Genomic DNA, 18,448 nt, shown 5'->3' on the forward strand with positions numbered 1-18,448 from the left:
CATTTTGTGAACAGTCAATAGGGCTAATTGCGTATGTATCTTATAGATACACTCTGACAACCGAGCACAAAAAAAACGCCCGAAGGCGCTTTTCCCGAATCCAGCTCAATCAGTCTTTCTTGGCGCCGATGCGACCACCGAAACGCTTCTGGAAACGGTCGATACGACCACCGGTATCCATAACTTTCTGCTTGCCGGTGTAGAATGGGTGGCACTGGGAACACACATCCAGCTGCAGATCATGGGTGTAGGTAGAACGAGTCTTGAATGTATTACCGCAAGAGCAGGTCGCAGTAATCTCTTCGTACTTCGGGTGGATACCTTCTTTCATGGCGAACCTCGTTAGGTCATGCCGCTACCTGATCACGGGGCATCGAATCTGCCCAGGCGCCAGGCACCGCACGTTTGAATCAATTGAGAAGACGGGGCACAATCATGCCCTGCCGGAAACAGACCGCGAATCTTACTTGCAATTAGTTCTGCAGGCAAGCACCACACTGACTTCCGGACTCGCCCACCTTGGATTTCGCGGCAGGCCGCCGACTAGACAGGATAAGGAAAAACCGTGACACCCGTCATCCCGTGGAGCACTCAGTGCCGTTGATCGCACGCATTGCCTTGAATCGTCCCCTGCGTCGACTCTTCGATTACATTATCCCGGAAGGCCTTGAACTGACGCCTGGTCAGAGGGTGCGAATACCCTTTGGCCGGCAGCAGGCAACGGGTCTTGTTGTTCAGGTGGGCGTTGAGCCTCCTCCCGGCATCACTCTCAAGGCTGTGGCAGGGGCAATGGAAAACTGGCCTGCATTGCCCGTGGAAACCTTCAAGCTTCTCAGTTGGGCAAGCGACTATTACCAGCATCCGCTCGGCGAATGCCTGTTCACTGCCCTGCCCCCAGCACTCAGACGAGGACGCATTGCAGAGGAAAAAAAGGATCAGTGGTGGCTGGCAATCGACAGCGGCTCGACGATTCCCGCGAATGCGCATAAACAAAAAGCCCTTTGGGATTGGCTGAACCAGCGATCCAACGGCGCCCCGACAACCGATATTCTGAGGGCGGGATTCAACCGGGCGCAACTCAAGGCACTGCAGGAGAAGCAACTGATCGAGGTTGTCTCGCCAGCCCGACCGGCGGATTTCAATGAAGCCCCCGAGCTGCTGGCCCGCCGACCCAGATTATCCGAGGCGCAGACATCTGCCGCCGAGCAGCTGGCTACCCCGGACGAAGGGTTTTCCGCCTTCCTTCTGTACGGCATCACCGGTAGCGGAAAAACCGAGATCTACCTTCATTACCTTAAAGAACACCTGGGAAATCAGGATCAGGCCCTGGTACTGGTTCCGGAGATCAATCTGACGCCCCAAACGGTCGCCCGATTCCAGCGCTATTTTGGCGCACGGATTGTCGTATGGCACTCAGCGCTGAACGACAGTGAACGTCTGACGACATGGCTGAAAGTGCGGAACGGCGAGCCCGTTATCCTTGTAGGTACGCGATCGGCTGCTTTGCTACCGTTCACCAACCTGCGAACCATCATTGTCGATGAAGAGCACGACAGCTCTTACAAGCAGGGTGAAGGTTTTCGGTACTCCGGCCGGGACCTGGCCGTCTACCGCGCACACCTGAACAAATGCCCCGTAATTCTGGGATCCGCCACTCCGTCGCTGGAATCCGTTCATAATGCAGAGCAGGCCAAATACCATCTGGTAAAGCTTGAAGAGCGCGCCGGCAATGCTGCGCCCCCGGTCATCAGCTTGCTGGATATCCGGAGTCGCCCATTGGAGGGCGGCCTCTCCCGCCCTGCCTTGAATGCCATCGAACAGATTCTGGCAAAAGGTGAGCAGGCGCTGGTTTTCGTCAATCGGCGAGGGTTTGCCCCGGTCATGATGTGCTTTGACTGCGGCCACATGGTTGAATGCCCGCGCTGCGACACTCGCCTGACCTACCACCGCCGGGACCGGGCGATGAGATGCCACCACTGCGACTACCAGACGGCGGCGACCGAGCAGTGCCCAAAGTGCAAGAGTGAGGCCTTCAAACCGGTTGGGCAGGGCACCGAGAGAACGGAGGACATTCTTGCCACGGCTTTCCCGGATACACCGGTGGTGCGAGTGGATCGCGACAGCACGCAGCGCAAAGGCAGCATCCAGGGCATCCTGAACCAGGTAAACACCGGCAAACCGTGCGTGCTTGTGGGCACCCAGATGCTGGCGAAAGGACACGACTTCCCGAATGTCACACTCGTGGTGGTGGTAAACGCGGATGGTGGGCTGTTCAGCGTGGACTTTCGCGCCCCCGAGCAACTCATACAGACCCTTCTGCAGGTCAGTGGCCGCGCCGGACGGGGCACAAAGCCCGGCAAAGTGCTTGTGCAAACCTGCCACAGCGACCACCCGCTGTTAAAGACACTGTGCGAAGGCCACTACCTCGACATCGCCGACCAACTCCTGAAAGAGCGGGAAGAAGGCCAATTCCCGCCATTCCGCGCCATGGCTATCTTCAGGGCAGAAGGCGACACCATGGAGAAAAGCTTGCAAGTGCTGGATACAATTAAGCCCCTCGCGAATACCACAGGCATCGAAACCTGGGGACCGTTGCCAGCCATGATTGCCCGGCGCGCCGACAAGCACCGCGCGCAACTGATCCTCAACGCCCGCAACCGGAAAAAGCTGAACAGCCTGCTTACCGGAATCTGTCAGGAACTGGACCAGAGAAAGCTGCCTGCCGGGGTCAAATGGATGATTGATGTTGATCCGCAGGAAACAGGATAATTTGAGCCGAGACTGCGGAATCCCGAGCCTTTTGCTTGCAGCCAAACTTTCCGCGATAATAGCCGCCTTCTGTTTTCAACGGGCCTCCTGCCCCGAATCCAATTCTCCTGTAAACCGAGTCATCTGACAGCATGAAAGAGACCGTTTCCGATCTGCTCCAGTCTGCACTGGCAGCACTCCAAGCCGATGGCACGCTGCCTGCGGACCAGTCCTTCACTCCACAGGTGGGCAATACCAAGGACAAGTCCCACGGCGACTATGCCTGCAACATTGCCCTGGTTGCCTCGAAAGCTGCCGGTTGCCCGCCTCGCAAACTGGCGGAGGCGCTTATCGAGAAGCTGCCGCAGAGCAACGCGGTGGAGAAAGTGGAGATTGCCGGGCCCGGTTTCATCAACTTCTTTATGAGCACGGCCAGTGCTTTTGAAGTGGTCAACACCATACTGAATGAAGGCGATCGTTTTGGCCGCAACAACCAGGGCCAGGGCGAAAAAGTTCAGGTGGAGTTTGTTTCGGCCAATCCCACAGGCCCACTCCACGTTGGCCACGGGCGTGGCGCGGCGATTGGCGACTGCCTTTGCCGGCTGCTCGAAGCAAACGGCTACGATGTGACCCGGGAGTTCTACTACAACGACGCCGGGGCCCAGATTGATAACCTGGCACTCTCAGTTCAGTCGCGGGTGAAAGGTCTGACGCCGGACGACGAGAGCTGGCCGGCGGACGGCTACCGGGGCGACTACATCGTTGATGTCGCCAAGGCCTACCTTGCCGGCGACACCGTTACTGCAGACGATCGGGAAGTGACCGCCAAGGCGGATCCGGAGGACCGCGATGCCATCCGCGAATTCGCCGTCGCCTACCTGCGGCGGGAGCAGGATCTGGACCTGAAAGCCTTCGGGGTTCAGTTCGATGTCTATTTCCTGGAATCCTCCCTGTACGAAGACGGCAAGGTCGAAGCCACGGTCAAGCGCCTGCAGGAAAATGGCTACACCTACGAGCAGGATGGCGCCATGTGGCTGAAGACCACCGAGTTCGGCGATGACAAGGACCGGGTCATGCGCAAGAAGGATGGTGGTTACACCTACTTCCTGCCGGATGTCGCCTATCATCTGGACAAGTGGCAACGGGGCTTCACCACCGTGATTAACGAACAGGGTGCCGATCATCACTCAACCGTTACCCGCGTCCGCGCCGGCTTGCAGGCACTGAATGCTGGCATTCCTCAAGGCTGGCCTGATTACGTGCTGCACCAGATGGTAATGGTGACCCGCTCCGGCCAAGAGGTAAAAATCTCCAAACGCGCGGGCAGCTATGTCACAGTCCGGGACCTGATTGATGAAGTGGGCCGCGATGCCACCCGATTCTTCCTGGCCGCGCGCCGCGTCGATTCACAATTGACCTTCGATATCGATCTGGCTCGCTCCCAGACCAATGAAAACCCGGTCTATTACGTTCAGTATGCCCACGCGCGCATCTGCAGCGTGCTTCGAAAACTGGCCGAGGAAGGTGTAGAGCGCAGTCGCAACGAATGTATTGGCGACCTCTCTCTGCTGACGCTTGACGAGGAAAAGGACCTGGCCAACCAGCTGGCCAAGTATCCGGAGCTCATTGCCAATTCCGCCGCGCAACGTGAGCCGCACCATCTCACGCACTACCTGCGGGACCTGGCGGGCCAGTTCCATACGTATTACAACGCCCACAAGGTATTGATCGAAGATACGGCGATTCGTGATGCCAGGGTCAGCCTCTACCTTGCCATCCGGCAGGTTATTGCCAACGGCCTGGACCTGTTGGGCGTCAGCGCACCGGAAGAGATGTAACACGAATGTCCCGAGATTACGCCCGCAAGGACAGGCCCGCCAAAGCGTCGGCCACGTCGCGCACGAAACCGGCGAGGCAGACAAAGCCAAAAGCGGCCCGCCCAAAACCCAAGGCCAGTGCCCGTGCCCAGCACGGCAGTTTGTCACTCAAGTGGATTCTGTCCCTGGCGGCCGTGGGCGGCTTCATCGGGTTTATCTTTTATCTGAACTCCCTTCCTGCAAACCCGGGTTCGCAATCGCAAGCGGTCAGTGAGAAGCCGGCCCAGAAATCTGCAAAGACGCCTCCGGAAACAGCCAAGGAAGAAGACAAGCCCGGGTTCCGGTTCTACGAGATGCTGCCGGAATCCGAGGTGGTACCGCCCAAAGTCGAAGAATACACGCCCGGACCAACGCAAACGGATTTCAATTATCTGCTTCAATCCGGCTCGTTCCGCAGCAAGGAAGACGCTGAACGACAGCGGGCCCAGATCGCCTTCCAGGGCTTGCGGGCAAGTACCCAGAGGATTGACCTGGACAACGGCTCCGTCTGGTACCGTGTCAACGTTGGCCCTTTTACATCCAGAAGCCAGATGAATTCTGCTATCGACAAACTGGTTTCCCTGAATATCCAGCCACTGGTCCGGAAGATCCCCAAGGAAGGCTGATCTTTCGGGCCTGGTGCGAACACCTTGAATTCGCACCAGAAGCCTCCATAACAACGGGATACCAATTTCAATCAGGCAATTGGAGCCCAAATGACTACCATTCTTTCCGTCAGGCGCGATGACGAAGTTGCCATGGGTGGCGACGGCCAGGTTTCCCTCGGCAATACCGTAATGAAAGGCAATGCCCGGAAGGTTCGCCGCCTCTACAACGGCCAGGTGATCGCCGGCTTCGCGGGCGGTACCGCCGATGCCTTCACCCTGTTCGAGCGATTCGAAGCCCAGCTTGAAAAACACCAGGGCAACCTCACCAGGGCTGCGGTGGAATTGGCGAAAGACTGGCGAACTGACCGTGCGCTGCGCCGGCTCGAGGCCTTGCTGGCTGTAGCGGACAAAACCGCCTCGCTGATCATCACCGGCAACGGGGATGTGATTGAGCCGGAACAGGGCCTGATTGCCATCGGGTCTGGCGGCCCCTTTGCCCAGGCTTCAGCCCGGGCCTTACTGGAAAACACAGACCTGTCCGCCCACGAGATAGTTGAGAAAGGTCTGGATATCGCCGCCGACATTTGTATCTACACCAACCACAATCGCACCCTTGAAGTGCTCTCCAAAAACGACTGATCCGGAGCGACCATGTCTGCAATGACTCCCCGTGAGATTGTCCACGAGCTCAACAAACACATCGTGGGCCAGGAAGAAGCCAAGCGGGCGGTGGCTATCGCCCTGAGAAATCGCTGGCGCCGGATGCAGCTGGACAGCAGCCTGCGCGATGAGATCACTCCCAAGAACATCCTGATGATCGGTCCCACGGGTGTGGGTAAAACCGAGATTGCCCGGCGCCTCGCAAAATTGGCCGATGCCCCGTTTCTGAAAGTGGAGGCCACCAAATTCACCGAAGTCGGCTACGTCGGCCGCGACGTGGAATCCATCATTCGTGATCTGGCGGATATGGCCGTCAAGATGCTGCGCGAAGCAGAAATGAAGCGTCACGAAGAACGGGCATTGGACGCGGCGGAAGAGCGCATCCTTGATGCACTGATCCCGCCGCCCCGGGATTTCGGTGAAGACAGCCAACGCAGTTCCGACTCCTCCACTCGCCAGCTGTTCCGGAAAAAACTCCGGGAGGGCGAACTGGATGACAAGGAAATCGAGATCGACCTGCGTAATTCCAGCGCAGGAGTCGAAATTATGGCGCCTCCGGGCATGGAGGAGATGACCAATCAGCTGCAGAGCATGTTCTCCAACCTGTCTTCCGACAAGCGAAAAACACGGAAGATGAAGGTTTCTGACGCCCTCAAGCGGGCCAAGGAAGAAGAGGCTGCGAAGCTGGTCAACGAAGAAGAGATCAAGCAGAAAGCCATTCAGGCCGTCGAGCAGAATGGCATCGTGTTCGTGGACGAGATCGACAAGGTCGCCAAGCGATCCGAGAATACCTCGTCGGATGTTTCCCGCGAGGGCGTCCAGCGCGATCTGCTCCCGTTAATTGAGGGCAGCACCGTAAGCACGAAATACGGATCTGTGCGCACCGATCATATTCTGTTCATCGCTTCCGGCGCGTTCCACCTGTCCAAGCCCTCGGATCTGATTCCGGAGCTGCAGGGCCGCTTGCCGATCCGCGTTGAGCTTCAGGCACTGACACCCGAGGACTTCAAACGCATCCTGACCGAACCGGATGCCTCCCTGGTGCAGCAGTACGAAGCGCTGATGCTGACCGAAGGTGTGAAACTGACCTTCCGGGAGGATGCCATTGCACGTATCGCCGAGGTTGCCTGGAAGGTGAACGAGAGCACTGAAAACATCGGTGCCCGTCGGCTGCATACCGTCCTTGAGCGGTTGCTTGAAACCCTTTCCTTCGATGCCGGTGACAAGGTTACCGATGGCTTCGAGGTAACCGCCGAATACGTCGATGAAAAGCTTGGAGAGTTGTCCGAAGACGAGGATCTGAGCCGGTACATTCTGTAGGCGTGAGCGAGGGGGCAGATGACACAGTCATCTGCCCCCTCGCCTACTGAACATTATTGCGCCTTTGAAAAGAGGTGCGAAACGTTAGTCAAGCCACCCGCCAACCGGCCCTTCTCGGCTTTTTTCTTCCTGCCCTTGGCCACATACAGTGGCAGCATTTCGCCGTATAGACTGGTACTGATCGTCCGCTGCTCGTCTTCAAGGCGATCCCGGCGAAGCTTGATGCCATATTTCGCCAGCTTGGGCTCCAGCTGATCTGCACGACTCAGAAGATCCCGCCGTGTCATCTGATAGGCGTGCTCACACACCATTCTACGGGACTGGAAGCTGAATACGTTGGAGAAGAACAGCTTGGCGTCGTCTCGGGTGGGTTCAAACAGCAGAATATCCTTGTCGGGATAATCCCGGGCATACTGGGCAATGCCCGACTGCATCCTTGAGTACACCATGGTCCTGAAGGTCTGTGACAGAACGTTTGGCATACCTGAGCGGGTCAGCTCGCCCGGCTTCATGGAGCCGGCCCGGACCGCCGCACTGGCGTCAATCGGCACCTGGGGATTCACGGCGAAAACCAGGTCGGCACCGTCTTCAAAAGCCACGGAGGCGTGCAAACCCTTGCGCAGTGTACCGTCCACATAATACCGCCCATCGATTTCCACTGGCACATACAACCCCGGCGAGGCAGTGCTGGCCTGAATCGCCTTGGAAATGGGCACATGGTCAAAACCGGGAGCGCCAAAACAGACCGCTTCGGTACTCTCAACATCGGCAGCCACGATGTAGAGGCTGCGCTTGAGCTGACGGAAATCATTGGTGCGCCCGAGCATGGTGAAGGCCCGTTTGAGATACTCATGCAGGCCTTCGTTATCAAACAGCCCGGCCGGCGCTGCCTGGGCCAGGATGGTCATGGCTTCCAGCAGACTCTGATCGTAGGGGTTGTTGACGAAGCGGCTTACCGCCGTGGAAACCAGGCCGGGAATTGCCAGCAATCGACTGCCAATCTCCCGGAAAGCCGGGCGATAGAATACTTCCGGATGGAACGGGTGCACTTCCGCCTCGTTGCGCACGAAAATCCGGCAAAGTTGCGCCGTGGTCATCTGGTTGGCGAGATTCGCCGCCACAAAAGAGCCGCCATTTACACCAACATAAACATCGATGTTGTTGAAATCGAGACCATCAAGTGCCTCATCCAGCGCCCGGAGCGCTCCGATTTCATAAATGCCGCCCAGAGGACCACCGCCACCAAGGGCAAGCCCGATGCGGGGAGCGGGTTTATGGTCAATTGGCGAGCTCATAGCCTTCCCTTTTCCGGATTAAGAATGCGGGCCCGTCGGGCAGGCCGCCGGATAATTCCATTCTCAAGATAACAACCGTATTTAGAGTGCGCACCCTATATTGCCCAAACCCGCACCTGCGATCAGGAAACGGCGGCCTCTGATACCGCCATGGCCGTTGACTTGCCGGGGCGCAGGTAACGGCCGAAGCCGGCATTACGCAACGCCAGGTCGACACAGCTCTTGATCACGTGAGGCGAGTCCAGCAACAACACATCTTCCAATAGCTGAATGGCCCACTCACGGCTGACACTGCGAATCACCGATTTGACCTTCGGCAAGCTGGCGGCGTTCATGGACAGGGAATCGTAACCCATGGCCATCAACAGCAGCGCACCGCCGGGATCACCCGCCAGTTCACCGCAGATGCCAACGGGCTTGCCCACCGAGTGAGCGTCCTGGGCGATTCGCACCAGCGCCTGGAGTACCGCCGGGTGATACGAGTGATAGAGCTGGGCAACCCGGGGATTGTTACGATCCACCGCCAGCAGATACTGGGTCAGGTCGTTGGAACCAACAGAGAGGAAGTCCACCCTGTCCGCCAGTTCCCGAATCTGGTAAACGGCAGCGGGGATTTCGACCATCACGCCCACCTTGGGCATGTGAATGTCGTAACCCTCTTCCCGAACCTCGTGGTACACCCGGTAAATCAAGTGCAGGGACTCCTCCACCTCCGAGATGTTGGAGATCATTGGCAGCATGATCTGGAGGTTGTTCAATCCCTCGCTGGCCTTGAGCATGGCCCGAACCTGAACCAGGAAGATCTCCGGGTGGTCGAGGGTAACGCGGATACCCCGCCAGCCCAGGAACGGGTTTTCCTCCTGGATCGGGAAATAGGTCAGCGCCTTGTCGCCGCCAATATCCAGCGTACGCATGGTAACGGGGCTCGGCGCGAAGGCTTCAAGCTGCTCCCGGTAATACTCTCGCTGCTCCTGCTCTGAGGGGAAGCGGTCCTTGATCATGAAGGGAACTTCGGTCCGGTAAAGACCGATACCCTCGGCACCGTGCGAGAGCGAGCGCACCACATCGGTCATCAACCCGGTGTTCACCAGAAGTGAGACCCGATGGTGATCGGTGGTTTCACAGGGCTTGTCCTTGAGAACTTCAAGCCCGCGAATAAGTTCGTCTTCTTCGTCGCAGATCGCCTGGTAGTAGGACCGGAGGTCTGCCGATGGCGAAGCAAAAATCTGGCCCTCAAAGCCGTCTACGATCAGCTCCTTGCCGTCGAGCTGGTTTACGGGAATATCGACCAGCCCCATAACAGTGGGCACGCCCATGGCACGTGCCAGAATGGCGACATGAGAGTTACTGGAGCCTTTGACCGACACCAGACCCACCAGCTGCCCCTTGGGGACCTCGCCAAGCATGGCCGGTGTCAGCTCTTCGCTGACCAGGACCGTGCGCTCGGGGTAGTTCAGGTGCTTCTGCTCGCCTTCCTGCAGATGAGACAGCAGACGGCGGCCCAGGTCCCGGATATCAACAGCGCGTTCCTGCAGGTAGTGATCGTCCATCATCTCGAAATGACGGATGTACTGCTGGACCACCTGCTTGAGAGCGCCCTGGGCCCAGATCCCTTCTCTGATCTTGTTCGACACTTCACCAGGCATGGCATCGTCACCCAGCATTCTCAGATAGACATCGAACAGGGCCTGCTCTTCAGGACGCAGCTGCGAAGCCAACCGCTTGGCAACCCGCTCGATATCTTCCCTGACCGCTTTCACCGAAGCTCCAAACAGGGCCAGCTCCTGATCGATATCGTCTGTGGGCTTTTCCGGAACCACATCAAGATCGGCAGACGGATAAACCACAACGCCACTGCCGATGGCTACGCCTGGCGCCCCGGGGACGCCATTGAAGCTGACATCATGAGCCTCCTCACCGGTCAGGGACAGACCACTGATGGCACCGGTGGCCTCACTGTGGGCTATGACCCCCGCCAGCTGTGCGGAGACTGTGACCAGAAAGGCTTCTTCGCCTTCATCAAAACACCGGGAACTTTCCCGCTGCTGGACAACGAGCACGCCCAGCACCCGGCGATGGTGAATAATCGGAACACCCAGGAACGAGCGGAAGCGCTCCTCACCAGTCTCGGGGAAATAGCGGTAGCGCGGGTGGGACGGTGCATCTTCAAGGTTGATGGGTTCTTCGCGGGAACCCACGAGACCGACAAGGCCCTCAGAGTAAGCCAGGCTCACCTGGCCTACCGCCTTGCGGTAAAGGCCTTCGGTGGCCATCAAAATGTAGCGGTTGGTCGCAGGGTCAAGCAGATAGACGGAACAGACCTCGGTTCCCATGGCTTTCTGCACCCGCGATACAATGATATCCAGCGCCTCCTGCAGATCGCGGGCGCTGTTTACCTCTTGTACTAGACTTCGCAGAATGCTCAGCATGGCGGTGTCAGTCCGTCATTTCTGGTGTTCCTGTAAACGCCGATTCTGCTCCGCCCGATGCCACTGCTCCATGTTGTAGAACAGTCGCGGCGCAAGCTCTCTCAGCGCGCGTCGATACACTTCTCGCTTGAATGAAACCACCTGCCCCAACGGATACCAGTAGCTTACCCACTGCCAGCCGTCGAACTCCGGTGAATCCGTACCATCCACGCAAACCTGCGCGTCCGGCGATAACATCCTCAGCAGGAACCATTTCTGTTTTTGGCCCACACAAACGGGGTGGGAGTTTTGGCGTACCATCCTCCTCGGGAGTCGATACCTCAGCCAGCCTCGGGTGCAACTGATGATTTCCACATCGCTTGCACACAGGCCGATTTCCTCTCCAAGCTCCCGGTACAGTGCATCCTCGGGCGATTCATCATGTTTGATGCCACCCTGGGGGAACTGCCAGGAGTCCTGCCCTATTCGCCTTGCCCAGAGAACTTCTCCTCTGTGATTGGCCAGAATGATTCCGACGTTGGGTCTGAAACCGTCTGAATCGATCACGGCACAGTCCTCTCAAAAGTCGGTGGACCGGTCAAAAATTCACCGGTCGGATTTGTCCAAGTTGCTCTCATTCTTACAGAATCCCAAGGGTTCGGCAAACGGAGCCGTTGGGGACAGGTCATGATAGACTTGGCGTTTTACTGCAAGCCCTGTGATCACCGGAGGTAGCCGCTTGACGCTCGCAATTTTTGATCTCGACAACACCCTTTTAGCCGGAGACAGCGACCACGCCTGGGGCGAATTTCTGGTGGAGGAAGGCATTGTCGATGCCGAGGAATACCGCCTTGCCAACGACCGCTTCTATCAGGAATACCTGAACGGCGAGCTGGATATCCTGCACTACCTGGGGTTTGCCCTTCAGCCGTTGGCCAGTCACAACATGGAAGAGCTACTGGCGTGGCGGGAAGCCTTTATGGAGAAAAAAGTGCGCCCCATGATGCAGGCCACTGCAGATACGCTGCTGGACAGCCACCGGGAGCAGGGTCACACCCTGATGATCATCACCGCCACCAACCGTTTTGTGACTGAACCCATTGCCGAGGCCCTCGGCATAGAACATCTGATCGCCACCGAGCCCGAGCTTGTCAACGGCCGTTATACAGGCGAAGTGGCCGGCACTCCGAGCTTTCAGGATGGCAAAGTCGCGCGACTGGATGACTGGCTGAGTGCCCATAACAGGACACTCGAGGGGGCCTGGTTCTACAGCGACTCCCACAATGACTTGCCGCTGCTGAAAAAAGTGGACAACCCGGTAGCCGTCGACCCGGACCCGACCCTGGAGCAATTTGCCCGGGACAACGGCTGGAAAGTGATGTCACTGAGAGGCTGAAATGTGAATATGGGGTCAGATGAAAGCTTTCATCTGACCCCGACTTCAAATGCTTCAGAAGAAGCCTGTTAGTGAGCGTACAAAGCAGGACTTGATGTAATCGGTCTCGGGGATGCCCGGAATCACCGGGTGATCCGGAGCCTGATGCCCCTGCTCGAGCAACTGGACAAAGCGGTCGATCTTGCGGCCGCTGCCTCGAATGATGTCCACCAGCTTCTCCTGCGAGAGATGCATCGAACAGGACGCGGAAACCAGTATCCCATCGCGCTCCAGCAACCGCAGACCGAGCTGGTTCAGCCGGGCATAGGCCTCTTCACCCGCCTTCTGGTCCCTGCGCCGGGGAATCAGTGCCGGCGGATCGAGAACCACCACATCAAACTTCTCCTTCTCATCCGCCAGCGCCTTCAGGGCCTCGAAGGCATCTCCCTCAATGGTTTCCACATTGTCGAGGCCATTGAGCCTGGCGTTGTGGTGAACCGAATCAATGGCACCGGCCGAACTGTCGACACAGGTCACTTGGGTGGCCCCGGCACAAGCGGCCTGAATGCCCCAGCCACCGACATAACTGAACACATCCAACACCCGCTTGCCCGGCGCATAGGCCTGCAAACGGGCACGGTTCATCCGATGATCGTAAAACCAGCCCGTCTTCTGGCCGCCTTCCAACGGCACCTCGAACCGGACACCGTTCTCCTCCACCTCCAGCAGACTCACCGCAGCGCCATGGGCCTGCTCCACGTAGGTATCCAGCCCCTCCACCTTGCGCATCTTGCCATCGTTCTTGAGGATGATCGCCTCAGGGTGCACCAGCCGCTGGACTGCCCGAACAACTGCCTCCTTCATCGCTTCCATACCGGCCGTGGAAATCTGCACCACCACCGTGGAATCAAACCGGTCAATCACCAGCCCCGAAAGCCCGTCACTGTCGCCAAACACCCAACGGTAAAACGGCTTGTCGAAAAGCCGTTCTCTGAGCGCAAGCGCAGCCTCCATCCGCTGGGTCAACCGCTGGGGCGTCATACCGTGGCCCGGATCCCGACTGATCAGCCGGCCACAAATCAGCGCATGGGGATTAACGAACACTGTACCCAGAGGCTTGTCGTTCGACGCCCGAAGCTCCGCCTGAACACCGGCCTCGAATTCCGTCAGCGGACTGCGGCGGGTGTCCACCTCATTGCTGTAAACCCATAGATGGCCAGCACGGAGACGGCGCTCTGCGCCTTTTCGAAGATACAGAACCGGAAAATTCATAAAGACCACCTGGAAAGGAAAGACAGGGATTATACAAGATGAGTTGAAACTGATACCGATGTATGACGGGCTGACGGGGCGGGCCTTCCAAAACTGTGCGGAGCCAGGGATGGCGGAGCCAAGCGTACAGGGACGTATTCACAGCGTGTTTTGGAAGGCCCGCCCCGTCAGGCCAGCCTCCCAAGCGGAAGTGTTATTCCTCGGCCGCCACATGCTCCGCATAAGCTGTAGAATCCATCAGGCCATCCAGCTCACCAGCATCCTCAAGCCGCACCTTGTAAAGCCAGCCGTCACCGTAGGGATCTTCGTTGACCTTCTCCGGCTCGTCCTCAAGGCTCTCATTCACCTCGATAACCTCACCGGTCACCGGGCTGAACACATCCGAAGCCGACTTCACAGACTCAGCGACTCCGGCTTCCTCTCCACCGTTAACCGTTGCGCCCACATCCGGAACACCGATGTATACCACATCACCCAGTTGCTCCTGGGCAAAATCCGTAATACCGACAGTCGCCGTGCCATCGTCTGACACGCGAACCCATTGATGGGTCTCAATGTATTTCAGGTCTGCGGGTATCTCACTCATAGTCTGGTTTCCTGAACGAATTTTTTGCGCAGTTTAACTGAAGAGGTTAATTCCAGCGAACCTCACGTGCCAGCTTCATGAACGAATTCAGGTAATCCACCTCCCGATCCCGCTCACGAAGTCCCAAAAAGATCTGTTTCGGAATCCCCGTTTCCCCGAGCTGAACCGGCCGAACCGGAATCCGGGTACCGTAATCCTCGACCAGCCAGCGTGGGAGCGCGGCCACCCCGCGCCCTGCCGCAACCATTTGCAACATGATATCGGTGGTCTCGATGGTTTTGTGCCGCGCGGGACTGGCGTGGGCCGGAAGCAAGAACCGCGTGTAGATATCCAGACGTTCGATTTCCACCGGGTAGGTGATCAGGGTTTCTTTCTCCAGATCCCCGGGTTCAGCCCAGGCCTTGTCCGCCAGAGCATGGTCCGCGGCCACCACCAACACCTGCTCGTAGTCGAACACCGGCTCGAAAACCAGGCCCGGGCGCTGCAGGGGGTCCGGAGTTACCAGCATGTCGATGTCGTGACCGAACAGGGCGCCAATGCCGCCAAACTGGAATTTCTGTTTTACATCCACATCCACCCCGGGCCAGCCCTCCAGATAGGGCCCGACTACTTTCAACAGCCATTGATAGCAGGGATGGCACTCCATTCCGATACGCAGCGTGCCACGCTGCCCCCTGGCAAACTGGCCGATCAGCATCTCCGCGTGCTCCATCTGCGGCAGCAGCCTGTTGGCCAGCGAAAGCAGGTATTCCCCCGACTGGGTCAGTCGCAACTGCCGCCCTTCCCGCACCCAGACGTCGGTACCCAACTGGTGTTCCAGCTTACGGATGGAATGGCTGAGGGCAGATTGCGTCAAGTGCAGGCACTCGGCGGCCGCCGTCAAAGACCCCTGCTGATTCACTGCCCGGAGAATTTCCAGATGGCTTCGCTCGATCATTATCACCCTTCGCATGAGCAATATTCATTGATCTCTGAAATAATACCATTATTTTTCATTCCGCCAGGTGGATATTCTGCACTTTCTTCAAAATCACGAAATCAAGCAGAGGACACACCATGGTAACCACCCACAATCTCGGCTTCCCACGAATCGGGGCCCGCCGCGAGCTGAAGTTTGCCCAGGAAGCCTTCTGGAAAGGCCGGATAAACGAGGAGGATCTGCAGATTACCGGTGCCGATCTCCGGCGCAGGCATTGGCAGAACCAACGCCCACTGGACCGAGTGCCCGTCGGAGACTTCTCCTTTTACGATCAGATACTGGATATGAGTGTCACCCTGGGCAACCTGCCTGAGCGGGTGAACGACACCAAAGGCAGCGAACTCGACCGTTATTTCCGGGTAGCCCGGGGGCGTTCCGGGCAGGAATCAGCCTGCTGTGGTGTTCAGGCAGGGGAAATGACCAAATGGTTCGACACCAACTATCACTACATCGTGCCCGAGTTCCACCAAAACACCCGCTTTCGACTCAATGGCAACCGACTAATCGATCAGATCGACGAGGCGCGAGCCCAAGGATTAACACCAAAGCCGGTGATTATCGGCCCCGTCACCTATCTCTGGCTTGGCAAAGCCAAAGACGACAGCGACCGACTATTGCTGCTGGAGTCTTTACTGCCCGTGTACTCAGAGCTTCTGGAACTGTTAGCAGACCGTGGCGTTGAGTGGGTTCAGGTAGACGAACCCGCGCTTGTGACCGACCTGGATGCGGACTGGCGCCACGCCTTCAGCCTCGCTTATCACCACCTCAAGACAAGCACGCCGAAGTTGTTGGTAACCACTTACTTCGGTGAATTGCGAGAAAATCTGCAGCTGGCCTGTGAATTACCCGTGGCCGGATTGCACCTCGATGCCATCAGTGCGCCACAGGAAGTCCCCCGTGTGGTCGACTGGCTACCGCCCCACAAGCAACTTTCTTTGGGCGTTATCAATGGCCGGAATATCTGGCGATCGGATCTGGAGAAGACCCTCGACTGGCTCGAACCGGTCTATGAAAAGTTGGGGAATCGTCTCTGGCTCGCGCCATCCTGCTCACTGATTCATGTGCCTGTCGATCTAACGAGTGAAGACAAGCTTGACCCGGAAATCCGCAGCTGGCTGGCATTCGCCGTCCAGAAACTGGATGAACTGAAGACTCTCGCCACAGCGTTGAGTAATGGAAGAGCGGCCGTTCGCGAACAACTGGCGGAATCGACGGTAGCCGTCAACAGTCGGGCAACATCCGAACAAGTTCACAGCGCTTCTGTGCAGGCCCGTCTCGCCGACGTCAGTCCGGCACTCGGTCAGCGGCAAAGCCGTTTCCCGGACCGCATCGCCATACAGCAACGGAAGCTTGGCCTACCCCGCTTCCCGACAACCACCATCGGGTCCTTTCCCCAAACACGGGATATCCGCCAGACCCGCTTGCAGTTCCGAAAGGGTGAGCTAACGGAGCCGCAATACAACGCCCGGATTCGCGAAGAGGTTCGTCGCTGCATTGTCGAGCAGGAGGCCCTGGGGCTCGATGTGCTTGTTCACGGCGAAGCCGAGCGAAACGACATGGTCGAATATTTCGGCGAACAACTGGACGGCTATGCCTTCAGTCAGTTCGGGTGGGTTCAGTCCTACGGCTCGCGATGCGTGAAACCACCCATCCTGTTCGGAGACATATCTCGCCCGAAAGCCATGACCGTCGAATGGATCCGCTATGCCCAGTCGCTCACGAAAAAGCCTCTGAAGGGCATGCTGACCGGACCTGTCACCATCCTCAACTGGTCGTTCGTGCGGGACGACCAGCCACGGCGAGAGACCTGCCTTCAACTGGCACTGGCCATCCGGGAGGAGGTGCTGGATCTGGAGGCCTCGGGCGCCCGAATTATCCAGATCGATGAAGCCGCCCTTCGGGAGGGCTTGCCGCTGCGGCAAGCCGATTGGAAGAACTATCTGGACTGGGCCATCGAGTCATTCCGGATATCTGCCAACGGCGTTCGAGACGAAACCCAGATCCACACCCACATGTGCTATTCGGAGTTCAACGACATTATCGAAGCCATCGCCCGGATGGACGCTGATGTGATTACCATCGAGACCTCCCGGTCGGACATGGAGCTTCTCGATGCCTTCCGTGGTTTCCATTACCCGAACGACATCGGGCCCGGTGTCTATGACATACACTCGCCGAATATTCCCGACAGCGAGCAGATTCGATCATTGATGATAAAGGCGGCAGAGCGGATACCAGCAGAGCGGCTATGGGTGAACCCAGACTGTGGCCTGAAGACCCGTCAGTGGGAGGAGGTCCGCCCTGCCCTGAAAGGCATGGTCGCCGCCGCTCGGGAACTCAGAGAAAGTATTCAGTAACCGGAACTGTTCTGATCCAGCTCGAACTGGAAATCCTCGGCCCGGCGGACTTCCGTTGCGAAGTCGCCATAATCGTGGAATTCGAACCAGCGGTAACCGGGCGGTAAATCCTCAACCGAGAACTTACTGGAACCGGAAGTAAACTGGATGCAGGTGGACGGCGTGGCCAACAGCTGCACGCCGTTGCGCTCGCGCTCGTGCTCCTGATGGATATGCCCCCACAACACGATCCTGACCTGAGGAAATCGATCTAGCACCTGCCAGAACGCATCGCGATTGGTTAGGCCAATTTTCTCCATCCAGTCGGAGCCGATATCCACCGGATGATGATGGAGTGCAATCACTGCCGGTATGTCCGGATGTTGCTCAAGCGTCTCCGAGAGGAACGCCAGTTCGGATTCAGCCAAAGCGCCGAAAACCTTGCCGGGCACAGAGGAATCCAGCATCACAAACTGCCAGCCACCCTGAATCACGTGACGATCAGAAGCGTTGTACTCGCGAGAAACCTGGAGCAGGTTATCGATATGATCGTGATTACCAGCGATCCAGACTGAGGGACAGGAGAAAGACTTCAGGCTCTCACCAAAGACTCGGTACGCTTCCACCGACCCGTCTTGAGCGAGATCCCCGGTAGCCAGAATCAGATCCGGCTGACCGTGCACTTTCAATACCTCTGCAATAACCGCCTGCAGGCTTTCCCGGGTTCTAACGCCCAACAGATCTCCGTCGGCACGCGCCATCAGGTGCGGATCAGTCAGCTGCAGTACCCGCAGTGGCCGGTTTTTTTCCTTCGTGGTCATGGCGTTCTGGATCTACTCGCTGGCAATACGTGGTCTGATAACAAGTGTACGACGCCGATTCACAGATTTATCACTTTCGAATCGAACCCGGGTCACATTCTGGCAAGGCTTAGACGATATATTGCAATTTTTGACAACTATGGCACATCGGTGCGCCATAGCCACACCACTTTAGTACAGGATA

At 57.7% G+C, this 18,448-nt stretch carries 15 protein-coding genes; 7 read left to right on the top strand and 8 right to left on the bottom strand.

The features are described 5' to 3' along the window. Window positions 1–109: 109 nt before the first annotated feature. Window positions 110–331: a 50S ribosomal protein L31 gene (gene rpmE, locus KYE_RS04375; RefSeq protein WP_008170804.1), complete on the bottom strand. Its 222-nt coding sequence runs from the start codon at window positions 329–331 to the stop codon at window positions 110–112. Window positions 332–594: 263 nt separating this feature from the next. Here rpmE and KYE_RS04380 point away from each other — a divergent pair, with 263 nt between their 5' ends. From KYE_RS04380 to hslU, 5 genes are all read left to right on the top strand, one after another. Further along, complete coding sequence (locus KYE_RS04380; RefSeq protein ID WP_085986433.1) at window positions 595–2,769, top strand: primosomal protein N'; 2,175 nt, start codon at window positions 595–597, stop codon at window positions 2,767–2,769. Window positions 2,770–2,900: 131 nt separating this feature from the next. After that, on the top strand, window positions 2,901–4,586 hold the full coding sequence (gene argS / locus KYE_RS04385; RefSeq protein ID WP_008170808.1) for an arginine--tRNA ligase: 1,686 nt from the start codon (window positions 2,901–2,903) through the stop codon (window positions 4,584–4,586). Window positions 4,587–4,591: 5 nt separating this feature from the next. Further along, window positions 4,592–5,230 carry an SPOR domain-containing protein gene (locus KYE_RS04390; RefSeq protein ID WP_008170809.1) on the top strand — a complete coding sequence of 213 codons (639 nt, stop codon included), beginning with the start codon at window positions 4,592–4,594 and terminating at the stop codon, window positions 5,228–5,230. Between the two features lie 90 nt (window positions 5,231–5,320). Then, complete coding sequence (gene hslV / locus KYE_RS04395; RefSeq protein ID WP_008170810.1) at window positions 5,321–5,851, top strand: ATP-dependent protease subunit HslV; 531 nt, start codon at window positions 5,321–5,323, stop codon at window positions 5,849–5,851. Between the two features lie 12 nt (window positions 5,852–5,863). Next, window positions 5,864–7,192: an HslU--HslV peptidase ATPase subunit gene (hslU, locus tag KYE_RS04400; RefSeq protein WP_008170812.1), complete on the top strand. Its 1,329-nt coding sequence runs from the start codon at window positions 5,864–5,866 to the stop codon at window positions 7,190–7,192. A 53-nt stretch (window positions 7,193–7,245) separates the two neighbouring features. Here the strand turns inward: hslU and KYE_RS04405 are convergent, their stop codons facing one another. The 3 genes from KYE_RS04405 to KYE_RS04415 all read right to left on the bottom strand — a co-directional run bounded on the left by KYE_RS04405 (window position 7,246) and on the right by KYE_RS04415 (window position 11,462). Continuing rightward, a complete protein-coding gene (locus tag KYE_RS04405; protein WP_008170814.1) occupies window positions 7,246–8,487 on the bottom strand; it encodes a patatin-like phospholipase family protein in 1,242 nt (413 codons plus the stop codon). A gap of 122 nt (window positions 8,488–8,609) precedes the next feature. After that, entirely contained in the window at window positions 8,610–10,916 is a 2,307-nt protein-coding gene (gene ptsP, locus KYE_RS04410; protein WP_008170816.1) for a phosphoenolpyruvate--protein phosphotransferase, read from the bottom strand. Window positions 10,917–10,931: 15 nt separating this feature from the next. After that, window positions 10,932–11,462 (bottom strand): RNA pyrophosphohydrolase, encoded by a 531-nt coding sequence (locus tag KYE_RS04415; protein ID WP_008170817.1) that lies wholly within the window; start codon window positions 11,460–11,462, stop codon window positions 10,932–10,934. Between the two features lie 172 nt (window positions 11,463–11,634). On the opposite strand from KYE_RS04415, the gene KYE_RS04420 reads away from it, so the two are divergent. Next, window positions 11,635–12,291: an HAD family hydrolase gene (locus KYE_RS04420; protein ID WP_008170819.1), complete on the top strand. Its 657-nt coding sequence runs from the start codon at window positions 11,635–11,637 to the stop codon at window positions 12,289–12,291. Between the two features lie 54 nt (window positions 12,292–12,345). On the opposite strand, the gene KYE_RS04425 is transcribed toward KYE_RS04420, so the two are convergent. The 3 genes from KYE_RS04425 to KYE_RS04435 all read right to left on the bottom strand — a co-directional run bounded on the left by KYE_RS04425 (window position 12,346) and on the right by KYE_RS04435 (window position 15,065). Continuing rightward, on the bottom strand, window positions 12,346–13,542 hold the full coding sequence (locus KYE_RS04425; RefSeq protein ID WP_008170821.1) for a class I SAM-dependent rRNA methyltransferase: 1,197 nt from the start codon (window positions 13,540–13,542) through the stop codon (window positions 12,346–12,348). Between the two features lie 193 nt (window positions 13,543–13,735). Continuing rightward, entirely contained in the window at window positions 13,736–14,128 is a 393-nt protein-coding gene (gene gcvH, locus KYE_RS04430; protein WP_008170823.1) for a glycine cleavage system protein GcvH, read from the bottom strand. 46 nt (window positions 14,129–14,174) lie between these two features. After that, window positions 14,175–15,065, bottom strand: coding sequence for a LysR family transcriptional regulator (locus tag KYE_RS04435; RefSeq protein WP_008170824.1), 891 nt, complete (start codon window positions 15,063–15,065; stop codon window positions 14,175–14,177). A gap of 119 nt (window positions 15,066–15,184) precedes the next feature. Between KYE_RS04435 and metE the strand changes: the two genes are divergently transcribed. Then, a complete protein-coding gene (metE, locus tag KYE_RS04440) occupies window positions 15,185–17,464 on the top strand; it encodes a 5-methyltetrahydropteroyltriglutamate--homocysteine S-methyltransferase (protein WP_008170826.1) in 2,280 nt (759 codons plus the stop codon). On the opposite strand, the gene cpdA is transcribed toward metE, so the two are convergent. Further along, entirely contained in the window at window positions 17,458–18,264 is an 807-nt protein-coding gene (gene cpdA, locus KYE_RS04445; protein WP_008170828.1) for a 3',5'-cyclic-AMP phosphodiesterase, read from the bottom strand. The genes metE and cpdA overlap by 7 nt on opposite strands. Window positions 18,265–18,448 lie beyond the last annotated feature (184 nt).

It is taken from the genome of Marinobacter manganoxydans MnI7-9, assembly GCF_000235625.1.
Classification (GTDB): domain Bacteria; phylum Pseudomonadota; class Gammaproteobacteria; order Pseudomonadales; family Oleiphilaceae; genus Marinobacter; species Marinobacter manganoxydans.

Bases quoted from the DNA above. Each gene is read 5' to 3' on its own strand.
- rpmE (WP_008170804.1), bottom strand. From the start codon at position 331: ATGAAAGAAGGTATCCACCCGAAGTACGAAGAGATTACTGCGACCTGC.
- argS (WP_008170808.1), top strand. From the start codon at position 2,901: ATGAAAGAGACCGTTTCCGATCTGCTCCAGTCTGCACTGGCAGCACTC.
- KYE_RS04390 (WP_008170809.1), top strand. From the start codon at position 4,592: ATGTCCCGAGATTACGCCCGCAAGGACAGGCCCGCCAAAGCGTCGGCC.
- hslV (WP_008170810.1), top strand. From the start codon at position 5,321: ATGACTACCATTCTTTCCGTCAGGCGCGATGACGAAGTTGCCATGGGT.
- hslU (WP_008170812.1), top strand. From the start codon at position 5,864: ATGTCTGCAATGACTCCCCGTGAGATTGTCCACGAGCTCAACAAACAC.
- KYE_RS04405 (WP_008170814.1), bottom strand. From the start codon at position 8,487: ATGAGCTCGCCAATTGACCATAAACCCGCTCCCCGCATCGGGCTTGCC.
- ptsP (WP_008170816.1), bottom strand. From the start codon at position 10,916: ATGCTGAGCATTCTGCGAAGTCTAGTACAAGAGGTAAACAGCGCCCGC.
- KYE_RS04425 (WP_008170821.1), bottom strand. From the start codon at position 13,542: ATGAATTTTCCGGTTCTGTATCTTCGAAAAGGCGCAGAGCGCCGTCTC.
- gcvH (WP_008170823.1), bottom strand. From the start codon at position 14,128: ATGAGTGAGATACCCGCAGACCTGAAATACATTGAGACCCATCAATGG.
- KYE_RS04435 (WP_008170824.1), bottom strand. From the start codon at position 15,065: ATGATCGAGCGAAGCCATCTGGAAATTCTCCGGGCAGTGAATCAGCAG.
- metE (WP_008170826.1), top strand. From the start codon at position 15,185: ATGGTAACCACCCACAATCTCGGCTTCCCACGAATCGGGGCCCGCCGC.
- cpdA (WP_008170828.1), bottom strand. From the start codon at position 18,264: ATGACCACGAAGGAAAAAAACCGGCCACTGCGGGTACTGCAGCTGACT.